Origin of the sequence: Paractinoplanes brasiliensis (genome assembly GCF_004362215.1) — a bacterium.
In the GTDB taxonomy this organism is placed as follows: domain Bacteria; phylum Actinomycetota; class Actinomycetes; order Mycobacteriales; family Micromonosporaceae; genus Actinoplanes; species Actinoplanes brasiliensis.
Map to the genome: position 1 here is coordinate 6,715,102 of NZ_SNWR01000001.1, position 18,401 is coordinate 6,733,502.

The following is an 18,401-nucleotide window of genomic DNA, read 5'->3' on the forward strand; positions in this document are numbered from 1 at the left end:
TACGGCATTGAGTGGCAGCTCCGGTCAGTCAGCCGTTGGTGAAATCGGTCAGGGGAAGGAGACGGACCAGGTGGTGATCGGTGCCGGTTGCCACATTTGTGCCGTCCCTGCTGATGCGGACGATCATCGGCCACTCGTCGTTGACCTCCACCTCGCGGACCAGCCGGCCGGTGGCGATGTTCCACACCGGCACCCCCAGTTCGGACTCGGTGCCGGCGAGCATCCAGGCGCCGTCGCGGCTGAATTCCAGGCTTTCGATCTGGGCGTCCGCTTTGGCGAGCGCGGTGCCCGTACGCCAGTCGGCGGTGGTCCACAGGCGTACTTCACCGTCGGTGCCGCCCGCGGCGAGCAGCGCGCCGTCCGGGCTGAATGTCAGGCCCAGCACGCTCTTCGGGGCGGCCAGTGCCTTGACCGGTGTCCCGTCGGTGGCGTCCCAGACCCGGACCGTTCCGTCCTCCCCGCTGCTGGCCAGGGTTCTTCCGTCCGGGCTGAACGCCAGGTCGTACGTGTCGTCGCGATGCCCCGGCAGGCGCGTCCTCTCGGTCAGGGTGCGAGTGTCCCACAGCACCACTGGCCCGCCCAGCCCGCCTGCTGCGATGGTCGCGCCGTCCGGGCTGAACGCCACCGCCTGCACCGATTCGAAATCGAGTTCCAGCTTGGCGACCGGCTTCCACGTATCGGTCTGCCACAACCGTACCGAGGCGTCATCACCGGCGGAGGCGAGCCTGCTGCCGTCCGGGCTGAAAGCGAGATCGAGCACTGTGCCACGGTGCTCTTTGCTGGTGCTGATCGACCGGCCGGTGGCGGTGTCCCAGATTCGTACTGTCCGGTCGCCGGCTCCGCTGGCCAGCGTCCTGCCGTCCGGGCTGAAAGCCACCGCCAACACGACGTCCCCATGCCCGGTGAGCGTGTTCCGGGCCAACGTTCGCGGCGTCACGGACGACACGCTGGAAGGTGGCGGGCTTGGCGGCGCTACCGTCGGATTGTCCTCCGACATGGTCACTACGACCACCACGGTCACGGCAGCGGTCACCGCTATGGCGGCGCCGATCGCGGTCCAGGGCCGGTGCCGTCGGAGGGGCGGCGCCAGTGTGGTGACAGAATCGACGGGGTTCGGCGGCAGCGGCGCGGTGTCGGCCGCCACCGTGACCGGCGGGGCCTCCATCGTCGCCGACGAGGACCATGGTGTCCGGCGCCGTCGTTTCGGCGCCACCGCGGATCCGGGATATTGCGCGACGGCGGCGAGCAGCCTCAGAGCCGGTTCGGCGGTGAGCCGACGGCGTGGATCCTTCTCCAGCAAACCCTTGATGACCGGCCACAGTTGACCGGCGTGTGCCGGCGCGGCGGGTTTGCTCGTGAGAATGGCGGCGAGCGTACCCTGCATGTCGTCACGCTGGAATGGCGAGTGCCCGGTCACCGTCTGGTAGAGCGTGACCCCCAGGGCCCACAGATCCGTCGCGGCCGTGGCCGGGCCGCCGTTGACGCGCTCGGGCGCCATGAACGCCGGCGACCCCACCATCTGCCCGGTGTGGGTGAGCGCTGTTGCGTCTTCGATTGCGGCGATCCCGAAATCGGTGAGCACCACCCGGTCGCCGTCGAGCAGAATGTTGGCGGGTTTGACGTCACGATGCAGGATCCCGCTTCGGTGTGCTGCCCCGAGCGCGTCGAGCACGCGCCGGCCGACTTCTGCGGTTCGCTGCTGGGTCAGCAGCCCGCGCTCCCGCAGTTCCTGCGCCAACGACTGCCCGCCGACGAGTTCCATGACGATCCACGGCCGCCCGTCCTGAATGACCACGTCATGTACGGTCACGATGCCGGGATGACGCAGCCTGGCCGCTGCCTGAGCCTCCCGTAACGCCCTCTTGACCAGCGGATCCGCCGGGTTGGCAGGGCCAGGCTCGGACATCGGGAAGAGGATTTCCTTGACCGCGACGTCCCGGGTGAGCAGCGAGTCGTGTGCGAGCCACACCGCGCCCATCCCACCCCGGCCCAGCGCCCGTTCCAGCCGATACCGGCCGGCGACCGTCTCCGCCATGGAAGAAATCTACAGGTGAGTTCCCCTCGCTTCGACGGAGCTTCTTGGGTCGGATCACCGGCACGCCCATGGTCCTGTTGCACCTCGCGTACTCGGGGTGCCCCACACTCCTGCGAGGGTGGGCGTCGGGATGCCGAACGCCCGCCCATTGATATTGGCCTTGCTGGACCCCACGACGTGATATTGGCGCCGGTCGAGCGGATTGGATTTGAGCAGCCACCGTTGCAGGCCAGGACGGGCTGCTCCACCGGCAGGTCACAGCCAACGAGGAAAACTCTGGTCGTCCGCTTGAGAGGTACGGTACGGCCGGTGACCGAGCTCTCCGCAGTGTTGTGAGAGATTGCTCTGCCGCAGTCGGGATCGGGCCACGAGCTGGCAAAATCGCCGCATGAGTGGTCCTCAACTGGTTCTGGTGCTGCGATACCGCAAAGCGGTGACGTATGGCTTCCACGTGCTGCTCGGCGCCTTGGAGCAGCACGAGACGGCCACTCGATACGAGGTGCGCTTCGGCGACACCCCCGAATCGACCGCCGAGCACATCCGGGCCGCGCTCGCGACCGGCGCCAAGGTGCTCGTCCTCTGGTCGTTCTACTCACCCGACGCCGCGGCGCTGGCGGAGGAGCTCGGCCGCATCCGTGAGCTGGCGGACGGCTCCTCCGTGCTCCACATCGCCGGCGGCGTCCACGCCACCGCCGAGCCGGTGCAGACCCTTGACGCCGGCTGGGACATCGCGGCGGTCGGCGAGGGCGAGATGACCCTCCTCAAGCTCGTCGACGCCGTCGGCGATCCCACCAGCGTCACCGGTTTGGCCTACCGCGACGCCGTGGGCGGCATCGTCAAGACCGGTCGCCCGGAGCGCCGCCCACTCGACGATTTCCGCGGTTTCTCCCTCAAATGGGACCGCTTCAACGCCCTCGAAATCACGAGGGGATGTATCTTTTCGTGCCGGTTCAAGCGTCAACTACTACCCGTCGAGGCACCGATTTAGTCCGGTATATGTATATATGCGAAACAAGTGTACCCGAGTAGACACGCTCTTCATCGCGACTCTCGTCGAGGCAACCCGTATCGCAGATAGGTGGGCGGGCTCGAACCCGGTGGGCCGGACAGGTCAATGCGGACACCGCCCACCGGCGTCACCGATGACTCGCTACCTGGGTGTTACCTTCGACCCGGTAATCGAGTGATTGCAATGCGTCTATCGGGATACCTCGGCCGCGGGCCATACTGCTTCGGAGGCTCGCGAAGGGGTTACCGGGATGGTGAATGCCTGGTTTACGTCGCGCCGCGCCATCCTGGGCAACACCCTGGTCGCGGTCGCGGTCGCGGCCGTGGCTCTGCTGGCCTGGCCCGACTACGGATTCACCCGCGGAGTTGCCCGGCGACCCCGGCAGATCCAGTACCTGGCCTGCCCGTACTTCCCCCGGTGCCACACCAGGCCAGTCAGGAAGGCGCGGAGTTTCCTCGCCCGGCCACACCGCTGCTATGAACACAACGAGAAGATGACCGAGCCGGTCGTGTGGAAGCCCCGAACTCGATGAGCGACCTCGGGCTGAGCAAGGAGAGCATCAAGGGGTTGGGCCCCGGGGCATATCTGGTCAACGTCTTGCCCAGTGCGCTGCTGGTCGGCGGGGTCTTCGCCGCCGTGGCATCGCGGCTGTATCCCTGGCAACACCCCCGCGGCGATGTCTCCGCAGGACTGGACTCCTTGCTCGCTGCGGTCCGCAGCCTGGGATTTCCCGGTGGCCTGCTGATCATTGGCACGATTCTTTTCACGGCAGTCGTGTTACGCCCGTTTCAGATATCCGCAGTTCAGTGGCTTGAGGGCTACTGGCACGACCGCGCGGCTACCCGTCTCGTGTATGCCCTCGCAGTCGAGCGCCACCACCGTCGTCGGGGCGCTCATCTCGTGTACTCCCAGGAGGTGGCTGAGCAAGAGCTGCGGCTGCACCGCTTCGACGCCGTGGCCCGACGGGAACGGGCCCGTCTCAGGCGGGAGCGCCGGCAGGATGTCTCAAGCGCGATCGTCGAACGTCAGTACCCGCGAGATGCCGAACGCGTTATGCCAACCCTGCTGGGCAACATCCTGCGCCGGGCGGAGTCGGTCGCCGGGGAGCGTTACGGCCTGGACACCGTGGAGACCTTTCCACGTCTGTATCCATACCTGTCTCCGCGCTTGGCCGAGGAGAATGAGACCCAGCTCAATGTGCTGGATGCAGCCGCCACGCTGACCATCGTCTTCGGCACCCTTGCGACCGTGACCTTGCCGTTCCTGGCTCGCCTGGATGCTCACGGAGCGATTCCCCTGATGTTGCTCATGGTCGCCGTTGTCAGCTACAGAGGCGCCTGCGCGGCGGCGCAGCGCCACAGCGTTGTCCTGGCCGCGGCGTTCGATCTCCATCGCTTCGACATGCTGGCGGCCATGCGCCGCCGAATGCCGAGAAACGCCAGGCAGGAGTACGCCGACAACGAAGTTCTCACCCGTGTCCTGGGCGGTGACTTCCCGGCCGAACAGAAGCTGCCGTGGAACTACGTCCATCCCGATCCGTACCCGCCGGAGACACCCAACCGGCCGCCAGGTTAGCGCGGACTTCCGCAGCTGCGGTTTGTCAGGTTTCGGGTAGGCGGTCCGCTGGCCGTCCAAAGCGCTGAACAGCACGAACGCTCGCGCTGTCGAGTAGGTTGCCTCGAACTCACGGCCTTCACTGTCCGGCCCTGATGTGCACTGTGGGCCGATGGTTCGGTTGCTGCGTAACGGTTCCCGGGCTGCGGTGCAGGCGATCTTCGATCCCGGTGACCGGCGGATCTTGCGAAGCACCGGGGCGGCGCACCGACCACTCGACCGGCTCGGAGTACGTCCGGCCAGCGAGTTCTTGCCGCCGGTGTTGCCTCGAACTCGCTGCGTGGAAATCGGCGTTAGCGACCGCGTACCCGGACTGAACCACCGACACCCGCAACGTGCACGACCACGCTGGTCGCAGGATCGTCGGACGCCGCGCGTTCCTGCCATTCGCCCTCCAGATCCTGCAGCAGCTGGCTCTGCTCGGGGCTACGAGGATCGTCGAACGCATCCGCATGGTCAACGAAGCCATCCAGCCGCACCCTCCGACTTGCCGCCAATCGGCCGGCCACCACCGGCCAATGTTGGGGCAACGCCAGTTCGATCCGTCCACCGACCGAACTGGCGACGATCTCGAGCGGTCCGGTTCTCGGCGCCACCGCCGAGCGCAGGTCGATGACCACCTTGCACAGCACTGCGGCGACGTCCAGCCGTTCCGGGGCCTCGGCGTCGAGGTCGTAGATAACGTGCCGGCTGAGTAGGAAACCAAACAGGCGCTGGATGGGACTGAGGTCATGGGTACCTACCGCTCTCCGCGTGGCGACCATGGCGCCGAGCACGGCCAAGGCGAACCCGACAAACATCCAGAGCTGGCGGCTCGACCACCAACCGCGGGTCGTTGTCACAATTGCCAGGCCGGCGGCCGCGAGGATCACGGGCCCAAGCAGTGCGCCGCGCGGCACCATGTTGTACAGCAGAACGGCCACGGCAAGAGCGATCAAGATCTCCCCAGCGTGGCCGACGACTATACGACCAGCTACGCCGAAGGCATTCGGCCCCTCGACGGAAAGCACAGCGCCAAGCCAAACGGCAAGAACGCCTGCGAGAGCGGAGAATCTTCTACCATCCATCACCTCACATCGAACCACGTCGAACAGCGACCGGGATCCCAGCCACGCCGTCCCATTGATCGATCCCGAGCCCGTCTTGCAGAAGGCGGGGCGGAGCTTCTCGCGAGCGTTCGCGCACAGTGAGGAGGGGACTCCCGCATCACCAGGTGTTGAGATCGCCCGCATATGCCGCGTCGGCACCCTGATGGATGCCGGAACCTCTGCGGGTTCGTACGCTCGGCCGATGGGGTAGGAGCGCCAGCGACACCACAATGGAGCTTCGGCAGGGGAGGTGCCAATGGCGGGGCTGTTCGACAACTTCGAGGGCTACCGTGTGGTCAGTGAGGCCGAATCGCGCGAAGCGTTGACGACTGCGCTTGTCGCGGTCGACGCGAACGTCCTGCTCAACCTCTACCGCTACAACGCCCGCACGACGGCTGATCTGTTTGCGATCTTCGAGAAGCTCGGCGACCGCCTCGTCGTGCCCTATCAGGCCATGCGAGAGTTCCACCGCAATCGACTCAAGGCGATCGGCAACCCTGAGCAAGCGACCAGCGAGGCGCGCAGCGCACTCGAGAAAAACCGCGCGGGCACGCTACGCGCTCTCGAGACCTGGTCCAAGCAGTTGGCAATCGAGGACGGCGAGCTCCAGCGATTGCATGACGACGTTGACGAAGTGTTCCGGCGTCTGCTGGAGGCGATCGACCAGGCTACGCCCGACCGCGTGCATCCGTCGACGTCAGCGGATGAGGACCCGGTGCTGAGCAGGCTTGCCGAGCTGCTGGCTGACAAGGTTCTTCACCGCCCCGCAGAGAAGACCTGGAACGCGTTGATCGTCGAAGGGAATCAGCGCGTCGACAACCTGGTCCCACCTGGCTACCTGGATGCGGACAAGGGCGATCAGCATGCGGAGGGCGCCGCCGGCGACTTTCTCGTCTACACCCAGGCTTGCCACGAGGCGAAGTCACGCCAGATGGACCTCATCATCGTCACGAACGACGAGAAGGAGGACTGGTGGTGGCGGCGCGGGCCGGACATGATCGGCCCGCGGCAGGAGATGACCAAGGAGTTCTTCGACACCACGGGACGGCGCTTGTTCCTGATGCGCGCCAGCGACTTGCTCAACCGGTCGCAGGTCCTCGACGTCGAGGTGAACCCGCAGTCCGCGAGAGACGCGGATGTCAACCGCTCGGACATCAGCGAACCTGGGAAATGGACGGCCGAGGCCGTCGAGATGCTGCTGCAGCGGCTGCGCGGCGAAGGACGGCGAGACATCGCCGATATCATCAACGCGGCAGCCGCCGCAGGGGGCTCCATCAGCCGCGAGGAGATCTACGTCCTGTGCGACTACCGCGACGATCGAAAGCTGCGAGGCATCACCAGGCCGGCGGCCCGGATCACCGCTGACCTTCAGTCCGAAGGGATCCTTCCGTCCTCCGTCGCGCCGATGATGAAGTCGGTATACGTCGACGCCGGTCAGCTGACGGCGATTCGGATTCCGGCGGAGGTCGTGGATCTTCTTGCCGCGGAGGCCCGGCCGCCAGGCGCGGGCGTGGAGGTCGAGCCGGCCGGCAAATACCAGCCGCTCACCGAATACCTCCTCGCCTTGGATGCTGACTCCGTATCCATGGCCTTCGGCGAGATCGAAGACATCCTCGGCGAGCCGCTCGCGCCGTCTGCCCGTAAACATCTCCCATACTGGTACTCCTCGCAAAACTCGCTCGGCAAAGCCATCGCGACTGCGGGCTTCAAGGCCAGGGGTGTGCGGACGGAGGCCGAGACCGTCGAATTCATCCGTCGTTCCTAATTAGCTAGTTCCCCATCGGAGACGATCAAAAGGTAACGGGGCTACATCGCCGGAGTCCTCGAGCATCCGACACATTGCCGGGCGATCGGCTTCCTTAAGAACTCGACGCGAAGGTGACCCACCCTCCTATTCACACGACGCGATGCGCGCCCCGCGGCCGCGGGCAGGACAGTGGTGGTGGGGGTGTCGCTGCCACCGGTTGATCTGATTACTTCCGCCGCATCGGCCGATACCTATCGTGGATCGGTTGCTGCAAGCTTCACTCGTCTCGATCATCGAGCGTACGGCGAAGGGGTGCCGAATGGCCCGCGGCGGGGTGTTCTGTGTAGAGGGGCAGTGGCATCGTAACCTCGATGAAGAGGGCTCGGTCCAGCCGACCCTGGAACTGCTGGAACGCCTAGGTCGGATTCGCTACATCCACAAGGACGTAGCTACACCAGATGAAATCGAATATTTCCTCGGACGATGGGCGCTGCGCCAGTATGCCGACTACCACGTCGGCTTCTTCGCCATGCACGGGGAACCGGGAAAGCTCTGGCTGACGGACCGACACAGCGTCGACCTAGCGGACGTGGCCGAGCCCCTGGCCGGCCGCTGCGAGGGCCGGCGCCTCTACTTCGGCAGTTGTTCCGTGATGCGGTTCTCCGACTCGGAGCTACATGATTTTCTTACGACCACTGGCGCCGCCATGGTCTGCGGCTATACCCGCAGCGTCGAATGGGTTGAGGCGGCGGCGTTCGAGACGGTTCTGCTGGATGTCCTGGCAAACAGCCCTCGGCACGACGGTGCGGAGCAGCGTCTTGGTTCCGCCCGCTGGGCCGCGCTCTCGGCGAGTCTCGGCTTCAGGGTCGCTTATGCGAGCGGGAAGACCTGGCGCCCTCGACCTCACGCTTCGGCCCAGGCCGCCTGAGGAGCCTGGGTCCTGCAATCGATTAGGTTCCTGCAGTGATCATGCGTGCACAAAACGTACGGATTCGCCGAGAACGGCATCGGCGCCATCAAGGTCGGCGAGTCGGGCAGCCAGCGTGGCCAGTGCGAGCCGTTCCGGCAACGCTTGGCTGAACTTGAGCCCGTCAAGGGCCTTCTTGCTGACCTCGGGGAGGCAGAGCCGCTGGCCGGCGTCGGCGATGAGTGCCCGCCATTCGGCGGGGGTGACGTTCTCCCGGAGTCGGATGTGTCGGTCGTCGAAGCGCTGGATCGGGTCGACGGCTTCGGTGAGGGTTGCGGCGAGGGTGGCGTTCGCGCGGAAGCCTGCCCAGGTCCACCAGCGGAGGTCGTCGCCGCGGTGGTCGCGGAGGATGACGCTGCCGCCTGGGTGGACCAGTGAGGACTCGTCCTCGCGTACCTGTGCGAGGCGGTCGATGGCTCGGCGGGTGAGCTTCACGGGCGGGTCAGCACCGAGCAGTACCTCGCGCATGGCGCGGCTCAGTTCGAAGCCGAGGCCGGACCAGCCGCCGGTTGTCCAGCGGGCCTTGCCGCCGCCGTCGGCGGGTTCGACGAAGCAGCGGCGGCGGCGCCAGTCGATGTAGGTGACCCGCCAGCTGCGTCCGTTGAGCAGGAGGCGTCGGTCGCCCTGGACTTCTTCGGTGAGTAGAGCTGGGTCGACGCGGCCGAGTTCTTCGCGGCCGACGAGCACGGTGAATTCGGGTGCGCCGGTGAAGACGGCGGTCATGGTCATGAAGTGCCGGTGTCCGAAGCGCCGTTCGGCTTCGGGCCCGATGAAGAGCATGCCGCCGTCGCTGTCGAGATAGCCCTGGTCGATCAGGTGGCGCAGGGTTGGGTCGGCGCTGCGGTCGAACGGGGCGAGTCCGTTCCACCACTGCGGCCATGTCTGGTCTCCTGCTCGGTGTTCCTGCAAGCAGAGCGCGAGTATTTGTTGTGCGGCGATGTGTCGGGGTTCGGGTGGTGCGATGACGGGCTCAACCCATCCCCGGCCCCAGAGCAGGAGTAGGGCTGCGGCTTCGAGCAGGGCGTCGCCATCGCGGGCGAGGAACAGGCAGTTGCGGATGCTGCCGGGCCGGCGCCCGGTGCGGCCGAGGCGCTGGAGGAACGACGCCACCGTCGTTGGTGTGTCGATCTGGATGACGCGGTCGAGGTCGCCAACGTCGATGCCGAGTTCCAGGGTGTTGGTGGAGACGATCACGCAGTCGCGGGCTTCGGCGAACGCTTCTTCCGAGCGGCGCCGTTCGTCGACGGAAAGTGAGGCATGGGACAGGAACGTGGTGATGCCTTTGCCTCGCAGCAGGCTGCCGAGTTCTTCGACCGCTTGTCGGGACTCGCAGAAGACCAGGCGCTTTTCGCCGGCATGGAGGCCAGCGATGATCTTGGCTGCATTCTGGAGAGAACCGACGTAGTCGAGCTCGATCTCTCCGGTCGGCACAGCGGCGGCAGATTCTCCCGGTACAAGGACGGGTAGGTCTGGCGCGACGACGCGTGCCGGACGGGTACCGGTGCCGGAGCCTTGCAGCCAAGTCAGAAGTCGAGTCGGGTTGCCCACGGTCGCGGACAACCCGACTCGTTGCACTGGCCGGCCGATCAGGTGGGTGAGCCGCTCCAGGACGGCTAACAGGTGCCAGCCTCGGTCGTCGCCGGCGAAGGCGTGGACCTCGTCCACCACGACAGCCCGCAGGCCGGCGAAGAACGCCCGGTGGTCGACGTTGGCGCTGACCAGCATCGACTCGAGGGACTCCGGAGTGGTGAGCAGGATGTCCGGGCGGGCGGCCAGGATGGCCCGGCGTTTGCTATTGGTGACGTCGCCGTGCCAGAGGGCGACACGGCGGCCGGTCCAGTCGGCGTAGCGTCCCAGCCGAGGCTCGAGATTGTTGAGCAGGGCCTTGAGCGGGCACAGGTAGAGCACGGAAGTGCCGGTCCAGCGTTCGGCTGCCATCCGGGTGAGGATCGGGAAGATCGCCGCCTCGGTCTTGCCGCCGGCGGTGGGGGCGAGCAGCAGAGCGTCCTCACCGGCGATCAGCGGGGCGATGGCGTCGCGTTGTAGAGGTCGTAGGTCGGGCCAGCCGAGCGTGTTGACGATGTGGTGCAGCAGCACGGGATCCAGCGCGGAACTCACGATGGGTTCCTACAACTGCAAGCTGATGTCGTCGGCGGAGGCGGCATTGCGTTCGATCTCGGTGAGTTCGTCCGAGCGTACGGTCAGTGCGTAGTGTTCACGCGGGTTCCAGTCGGCGAACTGATCGGCTCGGTCGAGCACGTCAGCGACGAGTTTCTTGAGGTAGACGCGGGGCGCGACGCCGACCTGACCGCCGAGCTTGCCGGTGACCGCGACCGCGAGTTCCCGCAGGTAGCCATCGTCGATTCGGTCTTCGGCGGCGGGGCTGGCGTAGATGGCGCGGACCCGGCTGCCCAGTTCGACGAGGGCGTCGAGGGAGAAACCCGGCAACCGTAGCTGAGTCGCGCGTGGGTTGTCCCAGCGGGGGTCAGACCCGAAGTCGGTGGCCAGCCGTTGGGCGAGTGGGGCGAGCCGCTGCACGCCTTGGGCGCCGTCGTAGAACGCTGGCGTACCGGTGATGATCAGCAGCAGGCCGGGGAACCGCCCTGCGTAGATCTCGTCGATGAGCTGGCGCAGCGCGTTGAGGGCTTTGTCACGCGCGTCGGACCGGACCCGTTGCAGGGTCTCCACCTCGTCAAGCACCAGCAGCAGGCCGGGGTGTCCACTGTCGCGTAGAACGGTGAGCAGGCCCTGCAGGAAGCTCATCGCGGCGAAATGGTCGAGGTCGCCTTTGACACCCGCAGCTCGGCGGGCAGCCGCGGCGACATGGGGCTGGCCGCCGAGCCAGGCGGCCAGCCCGTCCGCGACGGCGTGATCGCCGGAGGCGGTGGCCGTCCGGTAGCCGCGCAGTGCCGCTGCGAAGCCCGGTGTGCTCCGGGAGATCTCGGTGAGCCTGGTCTCCAGCAGGGCACCGACGGCGGTGTCCAACCCGGCGGTGTCGTCTTCGGCCACAGCGCCGCCGTTCAGGACGTCCTCTTCGAGGGCATAGATCCAGCCGTCCAGGATGGGGCGCAGCGCACTGGCGGGAAACTGCTCGGTGCTCAGGTTCTCGACCAGCCTGCGGTAGATGGTCTCCATCCGGTGCAGGGGCGTTTCCAGCTCGGAGACCTGCACCTCGGCTGTGGCGAAACCACGGCGTTTGGCGCGTTCGGCGAGCCATCGGGTGAAGAACGTCTTTCCGGCGCCGTACTCGCCGCGGACGGCCTTGAAGACGCTTCCGCCGCCGGCAGCCCGGTCCAGGTCGTCGTCGAGCGCGGCTTCGAACCGGTCGAGGCCGACAGCCAGGGCGTCCAGACCGTTCACGGGGACGACGCCGCGGCGCAGAGCGTCGATGATGTCCTTGCGCCGCCGCGCCGAGATCTCCGCGCTCATGCCGTGCCCAGTTGGAACTGTTCGACGAGCAGCACCCGGTCGAGTTTAACGGTCACGTTGTCAGGGTCGATTGACAGCACCGGGTAGCCCTCGACTTGGAGCTGCTTGCGCAATGCGGTAATCGCCCCGTGGATACGGCCGGCCGGGATGCCGGCCCGGGCGGCGAGCGTGTCCATGGTCGCCCGGTCGCCGCCGTCGATGAGCGTACGCAGCAGCGCGCCGGCTCGTTCGTCGGCCAGCGGAGCCCGGGGATCGCGGCGCTGCCGGTAGAGCGGGCTGGCCAGCAGCTCGCTGATCAGGTCGGGCCGTACCGGGACGACAGTTGGCTCAGCGGGCTGCGTGGCCATGTCGAACAGGCTCTCCGTCTGGGCCGCAACGGCCTTCTTCGGCGTCGTCTGCCGAACGGCCGGCGTCGGGACCGGGTGGGCGGGAGCCAGCGAACCGGTGGCGAGCGACTCCCGCCACCAGGACGGGCTGGCGACCGGTGCAGGCTGCCAGTCGGGATGGCCGGAATCATCGCTGTCGGTGAGCATGATCAGTGGAATGACGACTTCGGCGGGCGCGGCACCACCGTGGTAGCCGGCCTTCCGGGGGCCGTAACGCAGTTGCTCGCGCCAGGCGAGCACGACGGTGCCGTCACCCTTGGCGACCCGGGATCCCCGGACGAGGATCTCGCCGTCACCTGCTGGCGAGTCGGCCAGCCGCCAGCGGTTCTCGTCGCTGGAGCTGGACCGGTGCGTGGCTTCGGGGCCGCGGTCGACGACGTGGCCGTGATCGGAGACGATCACCACGGTTCGCCCGTCGGCCAGCACCAGCAGGTCCTTGACGCTCGGGATGGTTTCGCTGCTCCAGACGGTGATGCCGGGTTCACTGCGGTCGAGAGCGTCGTCGATGGTGTTGACCACGGCCGCGACCAGCGGCACGCCGGGATCGGCCAGGGCAGCGGCGACGTCTGGAGCGATGGCCGCCCCGGCGTACCCACGAAGTCCGCTCTTGTGCAGCAGTTGCCCGCCGGGGAAACGCGCGCTGAAGGCGTTGCGTTCGGCCTGCTGCTGGCCCACGGCGATCCGGCCGCTGAGCAGGCTGCACCGGCTGACCTCGGTGACGGTGGGCAGGGCGGCGAGTACACCCGTGCGGGGCCCACCGTGTGGTGTCACCTCACTCCAGGTGCCGGCACGGGTGAGCGACTCGGCGAGTTCGGTGGCTGCGGCAACGCTCATCCCGTCCATGACCAGCAACAGGACCCGGCGGCCCCGGTCGAGGATCGGTTGGACCACCCGGTCGAGGACGTCCTCGACCCGGATCAGTTTCCCGGGGGCGGCTTCGGCTTGTGTATCGGCGGCGAGCAGTTCGGCGAACTGCTGGTCGTGACGGGAGCGGCGGGCGTCGACAGCCTGGTGCAACAGGTGCAGCGCCTCGGTGACCTGCGGGTCGGTGTCGCCAGCGAAGATGTCCAGCCGGGCCCGGTCGACCCAGCCGTCATCGCGCACCTGGCGATGCAGGGCCGCGTAGAGGGTGGCGGGCTTGGGCTGCTCGGGTTCGGCGAGCCAGCGCAGCAGCCGGACGGCCATCTGCATGGTCTTCAGCCGGTCCGGGTCTCCGCTGCGGTGTTCGCCCAGACGGGCCAGCGCGTTCTGGGCCGAGGCGATCAGGGCACGGTCCGCGGTTCCGGTCATCGGCACGGCGAGGCGTACGGCAGCGGCGACGTCCCGTAGCCGCTGCAGGAACCCGGTGGGCAGTAGGCTGCTCGCGCCCAGCAGGCCGACGGCGTCGATCTCCTTGGCGATGTTCTCGGCCCGGGCCAGCATCCGGTTGGCCTCGCCGGCACCGCCTTCCAGACCGATGACCCGGTCCACCCAGATCTCCGCTGCCGACCCGAGTGCCAGCGCGTGGTTCGCATCCAGGCGGGTTCCGCCGAACCACGGCTCCAGTCGGGTCCGGGCTACCGCGACCGCGGTGGCCCGTGGGCCGGTGCGGTCCGGCCAGAGGACCCCGACCAGCAGACCCAGCGGTACGGCGTCGACCCCGTGCCCACCCCGGGTAGCCGCCATGATCGGCACCGCGACGAGTCCGGCCGTCTCGACGAGGTAGCCGGTGAGCCCGTCGAGCAGCTTGCCGGGAAGCTTCTCCAGGCGCAGGACCCGAGCCGCCTCGGTGCTCCACTGCAGTAGACCGGCGCTGTCGATCTCGTCGCGGCCCAAGCCGAGCAACTCTGCGGCGAGGCTGCGCAGGGCATGGTCACGGGTGAGCACGGCGCCGGGCGCCGGCGGCCATTCGGCGACGGGCTTGTAGTCGATCAGCGCCTCGGCGACCCAACGGCCCTCCGCCACGAGAGTGGGGTCCACCTCGAACACCTTGAACATCTGCGTGGCGACGTCCCACATGTCGACCTTGCGGACGTGCTGCTCGCTGACGTGGGCGAGCAGACCTTCGCCTAGTTCGTCGTCGGACAGCTCGGTCAGCAGCATGATCCGTTCACCGTCGGCGCGGTCGTTGAGTGCGGCGCGGGCGGCGAGCGGAGTCGGGCAGGGTACGACCCGCACGGCGGTGCCGCCGATGGTGAGGACTGGTTCGCCGGCCCAGGTGGGCGCGGCCCGCAGGGCGATCGCTGGCGCCTGGTCACGGTCGTCGGTGAGCCAGGCTTCGACCTTTCGCCTGATCGCGGAGGGTTGAACGACGGTCACCGGATCTCCCACGACACATCGACGGCGCGGCCGGCGTCCAGTTCCACCTGCAGGGCGGCGACCAGCTCGTGAAGGTCCTGACGGCTCTGGACGACCCTTCGGGTGGCGCCCGATGCCAGTCTGGGGCGAGGGATCTGGATGCCGCTGGTGGTGGTCGTCGTCCCCGTGGACCCCCGCAGCGCCGTCGTTCCACCAGCGGTCCCGCCGTCGGCAGCCGAACCGGCTCCGCTCTGTGGCGTCACCGTCGACGGGGTGCCGTCGGTGTTGCGGGATCCCGGTGAAGGCGTCCGCATGATCAGGGCGGTGGCCTGGCCGATCGCGGCCTTCAGCGCTTTAGGCAGGTCGGCGGCGTGCGCGTCGTGCCGGGCGGCGGCGGCCAGCCGGTCGAGGATGTCCCTGGCCGGGGGATCGCCGTCGTCGGCGCGCTTGCCGAACATCTCCAGGATGTCCCAGTGCGTGCCGTTCAGCGCTTGGACGACCTGCGCCGCCGTGGTGAAGATGTTGCCGACCGCGGCGTCCTCGATGTCGAATGCCACCCCGGCCATAATCCCGACCAGCACCAGGTCGTCGCTCTCGGCGGCCAAGTCGCTGAGCAGCCGGGCGGCCTGCTGGGCATGGTGCAGCCGGCCGTCCGCAGCGTCCGAGTCGAGGCCGAGCCTCGGCGCATGCTGCGCCAACCCGCTCACCAGCAGCGCCGTCGACTCCTGGTGGCGCTTCGCGGCATCGCGAATGGCCCGGGCCAGGGCGGTGACCCCGGCGGCGCTGCGATAGCCCGGGGTGGTCACCCCGAAGACGCCCCGGGTGTGCGCGCACGCCCGGTCCCAGACATCCTGGTCAGGCAGCTTGACCTGGTGCAGTTCCATCTGGTCGGTGACCGCCTGGATGGTGTCGACCGGGGCCGGTGAACCATGCTGATACCAGGCGAGCTGCTGCTCCTCGGCGAAAACCGCGATGATCAGGTTCTGCAGGTCCCGGTCGAAGCCACGGGCAGCAGGCTCGTCGAGCAGCCGGCGCAGGACATGAACGGGGAAGTGGGTGGTGTAGTTCTCCCGGGCGGCGAACTGTGTCAGGTGCCCGCTCCACAGGCAGGTGCTCCCGGTCAGCACGTACCGGTGCTCGGCGAGCTCGCCGAGCCGCAGCGGATTGCAGATCCTCCGGATGATCCGTTGGTCCGCGGCGTCGACCGCGACACCCTTGGCCTGGTCGGCGACGGCCCGCCGGGCGTACATGAGGATCTTGTTCAGTTCCGGCCGGGTGGGTGCCTTCTCGTCCTCGGGCAGGGCCGGCCGACCCGGGTAGGACCAGTTCAGTAGTTCGGCGGTCAGGTTGGCGAAGGCGTCCGCGAGGGTGCCGCCACGGGGGTCACCGACGCGCAGCCCTTCGGCGAGCGTCTCCAGCACCCCTTTCGAGTCCGGCTCGACGTTCGCCGGTTCCGGCTTGGCCACGCCGTAGGCCTGCTTGAACGCGGCCAGCAACGCCGACTTCAGCTGCTGCTGGCGCTGCTGGAAATACACCTTCGCCTGCTGCCGGTACGCGGCGGACTCGTCGGCGGCGAGCACGCTCAGTCGGTCCCCGCTCGGCCCGCCCAGCAGATAGTTGATCTTTGCAAGGATTTCGACCCGGCCCATCGCCTCCTGGCTGAGGAACAGCGGCATCCAGAACACCGTCCGGGAACCGCTGGGCAGGGTCTCGATGCGGGAGAAGTCCTCGTTACGCCGGTGCCCGGGATCGAACGGATAGTCGATCACGACCCGCCACGCGTCGCCGTCGGCGACCACCGCGTTGTCCGGCATGTTGTCCCGATCGCGGACGTTGCCGAACCGCACGTTGACCAGGTGCTTGCGGCCGCGCCACTCCCGGTAGAACGGGTATTCGCCGAAACCGCCGGACTGGCTGCCCAAGCCCAGCTCGCCGCAGACCATGTCGCGGACCATCTGCTGCAGCACCCCGGCGGCTGTCTCGTTGACCGGCACCAGGTCGAGCAGCTTGTCGTAGTCCGCCGAGGTGATCTTGATGGAGATCACCGGATCGGGCCCGTCGGTCATGTGCAGCTCACCGGCGTCGGCGGTGAGCTGCCGCAGACGGCCCAGCACGATCTGGTTCTCGTACCCCGGCAACGGTGAGGCGATCGAACCGAAGTTGAGCGCGTGCAGCTTGGCCGCGGTCAGGTTGTGCAACGCCGGCACCTCGCTGACCAGGTAACCCAGGATCAGTGTCTTGATCAGCTTGTCGTCGATCTGGAACAGCTCGTGCGTCGCGGCCTGCGCCTCGTCGACACCGTGCATGCCGAGCAGCAGCGGGCGCAGCTTGCGCTGATAGGTGTCCCGCGCGTCCTGGAACTTCTGCTTGAGCTGCGGCCGGTCCGGCAGCTCACCGCGCAACACCAGCGGCTCGAACAGGGCGGCCACCCCGATCAGGTCGTTGACTTGCAACGTGTCCCGCCGCTCGACGAGCAGCTCGGTCATCACCTTCAACGCGGTCCGTTCCCGCTGCAACGCCTGCGACAGCGCCACGAGCGTGGCGACCAGCGCCGGGGAGAACGGGTACAGCCGCCGGAACGCGGTCGCGTCCGAGCCGATGCCGGCGTCCCCGTACTGCGCACCCAGCAGCAGCGTGTCCCACACGTCGCGCCGATTGCGTACCGCCGCGAAGGCGTCGTCGATGACCTTGCGGGCGGCGTCGCTGTTCGGCTTGAGCAGCCGCTCCTCGGTGATCTGCGGCAGGTTCGTGTCTGCCAGCACGATGTCCGTCCCCAGCCGGCCCTGCACGCTGCGCATCACGTCGGCCAGCGCGGCCCGCTCGGTGCCGCCGACCTGCGGGCCGAGGAACTCCTCCAGGTTGCGCTGCCGGGCCACGAACGACACGATCGGCAGCGGCCGGGCCTCGTCGGACGACTCGACCAGCTTGTTCAGCTTCGCGCCCTCGGTCTGCACGAACGTGTGGTCGGCGATCTTCGTGGACAGCCAGAGGATCAGCTCGTCCAGGAACAGCACCATCGCGTCGTACCCGAGCCCCTTGGCGTGCCGGGTGATCACCTTGAGCCCGGTGTCCAGGTCGACGTATTCGCCGCTGCGTACCGCGCCGGAGAAGAACGTCCGGGTCAGCGCGATGACCAGCTCGTCGCGCAGCGGCGTGCCCGGCGGCTCGGCCGCCGCCTGCGCGTAGCTCTCCGGCGTCCAGTCACCCTCCTGCGCCATGTCCACCGCCAGCTGCCCGGTCGACCCGCCGCCGGAACCCTCGCCGCGGAGAAGCTCGAAGAACCGGTCGTCGCCCAGCTGCGTGCGCAGCCGGGCCGCGTCGTCGAGCATCGCGTCGGAGCGGTGCACGGCCGGGACCGGAGCCTCCGGGTGCCGGGCGGTGATCTGCCGCAGGTACCCCTCGAGGACGGCCTGTTCCACCGACCGGGCGTCGAGCATGTGGAAGGTCAGCGTCAGAAACCTACGGCCCTTGATCGCCGGATCGGCCTTGAGGATCGGCTCGGCCAGACGCCGTACGTCGCGCGCCTCCGGGTTGTGCCGCAGAATCTCCCGCAGCACCGCCATGAAGTACGACTTACCGGAACCGAACGAGCCGTGTAGGAACTTCGCCTGCGACTTCCCGCTGCGCACCGCGTGCGCAACCATGCCCAGCGCCTCGTCGAAGTTGCGCTGCAGGTCGTCGGTGACGACGTAGTGCCTCAGATCGGCAGCCTCGGAAGCACGGACCACGAAATCGGTGTCGCCCACCGACTCCGGGATCTCGATGAGATCGCGCAACAGGGTCAACGTCCGCTCCTTACCCCCGGCTCGGGCCACCCCGGACCCGCACCGAATCTCCTGCCAACGTCCA

11 protein-coding genes are annotated in these 18,401 nt (G+C 67.8%); 5 read left to right on the forward strand and 6 right to left on the reverse strand.

Annotated elements, in window-relative coordinates:
* Positions 1-28 precede the first annotated feature (28 nt).
* Positions 29-2,035, reverse strand: coding sequence for a WD40 repeat domain-containing serine/threonine protein kinase (locus C8E87_RS30075; protein ID WP_133876203.1), 2,007 nt, complete (start codon positions 2,033-2,035; stop codon positions 29-31).
* Between the two features lie 388 nt (positions 2,036-2,423).
* Here C8E87_RS30075 and C8E87_RS30080 point away from each other — a divergent pair, with 388 nt between their 5' ends.
* The 3 genes from C8E87_RS30080 to C8E87_RS30090 all read left to right on the forward strand — a co-directional run bounded on the left by C8E87_RS30080 (position 2,424) and on the right by C8E87_RS30090 (position 4,619).
* Positions 2,424-3,023, forward strand: a complete 600-nt coding sequence (locus C8E87_RS30080) for a radical SAM protein (RefSeq protein ID WP_133876204.1) — start codon at positions 2,424-2,426, stop codon at positions 3,021-3,023.
* A 271-nt stretch (positions 3,024-3,294) separates the two neighbouring features.
* Positions 3,295-3,576, forward strand: coding sequence for a hypothetical protein (locus C8E87_RS30085; RefSeq protein WP_133876205.1), 282 nt, complete (start codon positions 3,295-3,297; stop codon positions 3,574-3,576).
* A complete protein-coding gene (locus C8E87_RS30090) occupies positions 3,573-4,619 on the forward strand; it encodes a hypothetical protein (RefSeq protein WP_133876206.1) in 1,047 nt (348 codons plus the stop codon). Before C8E87_RS30085 ends, C8E87_RS30090 begins: the two co-directional genes overlap by 4 nt.
* A 332-nt stretch (positions 4,620-4,951) precedes the next feature.
* On the opposite strand, the gene C8E87_RS30095 is transcribed toward C8E87_RS30090, so the two are convergent.
* Positions 4,952-5,581 (reverse strand): hypothetical protein, encoded by a 630-nt coding sequence (locus C8E87_RS30095; RefSeq protein WP_133876207.1) that lies wholly within the window; start codon positions 5,579-5,581, stop codon positions 4,952-4,954.
* A gap of 421 nt (positions 5,582-6,002) precedes the next feature.
* Between C8E87_RS30095 and C8E87_RS30100 the strand changes: the two genes are divergently transcribed.
* Together C8E87_RS30100 and C8E87_RS30105 are read left to right on the forward strand one after the other, a co-directional pair.
* Positions 6,003-7,511, forward strand: a complete 1,509-nt coding sequence (locus C8E87_RS30100; protein ID WP_133876208.1) for a PIN-like domain-containing protein — start codon at positions 6,003-6,005, stop codon at positions 7,509-7,511.
* Positions 7,512-7,812: 301 nt separating this feature from the next.
* Positions 7,813-8,421 (forward strand): DUF6642 family protein, encoded by a 609-nt coding sequence (locus tag C8E87_RS30105; RefSeq protein WP_133877162.1) that lies wholly within the window; start codon positions 7,813-7,815, stop codon positions 8,419-8,421.
* A 39-nt stretch (positions 8,422-8,460) separates the two neighbouring features.
* Here C8E87_RS30105 and C8E87_RS30110 read toward each other — a convergent pair whose 3' ends face one another.
* From C8E87_RS30110 to C8E87_RS30125, 4 genes are read right to left on the reverse strand one after another with little or no spacing between them, the layout of a single operon-like run.
* Positions 8,461-10,578: a DEAD/DEAH box helicase gene (locus C8E87_RS30110; RefSeq protein ID WP_133876209.1), complete on the reverse strand. Its 2,118-nt coding sequence runs from the start codon at positions 10,576-10,578 to the stop codon at positions 8,461-8,463.
* 9 nt (positions 10,579-10,587) lie between these two features.
* A complete protein-coding gene (gene brxD / locus C8E87_RS30115) occupies positions 10,588-11,889 on the reverse strand; it encodes a BREX system ATP-binding protein BrxD (protein ID WP_133876210.1) in 1,302 nt (433 codons plus the stop codon).
* Positions 11,886-14,573, reverse strand: coding sequence for a BREX-2 system phosphatase PglZ (gene pglZ / locus C8E87_RS30120; protein WP_239080288.1), 2,688 nt, complete (start codon positions 14,571-14,573; stop codon positions 11,886-11,888). Before pglZ ends, brxD begins: the two co-directional genes overlap by 4 nt.
* The gene (locus tag C8E87_RS30125) at positions 14,570-18,337 is read right to left on the reverse strand and encodes a DUF6079 family protein (RefSeq protein ID WP_133876212.1); all 3,768 of its coding nucleotides are present in this window, start codon (positions 18,335-18,337) and stop codon (positions 14,570-14,572) included. The genes pglZ and C8E87_RS30125 overlap by 4 nt, the downstream gene beginning before the upstream one ends.
* Positions 18,338-18,401: the final 64 nt, after the last annotated feature.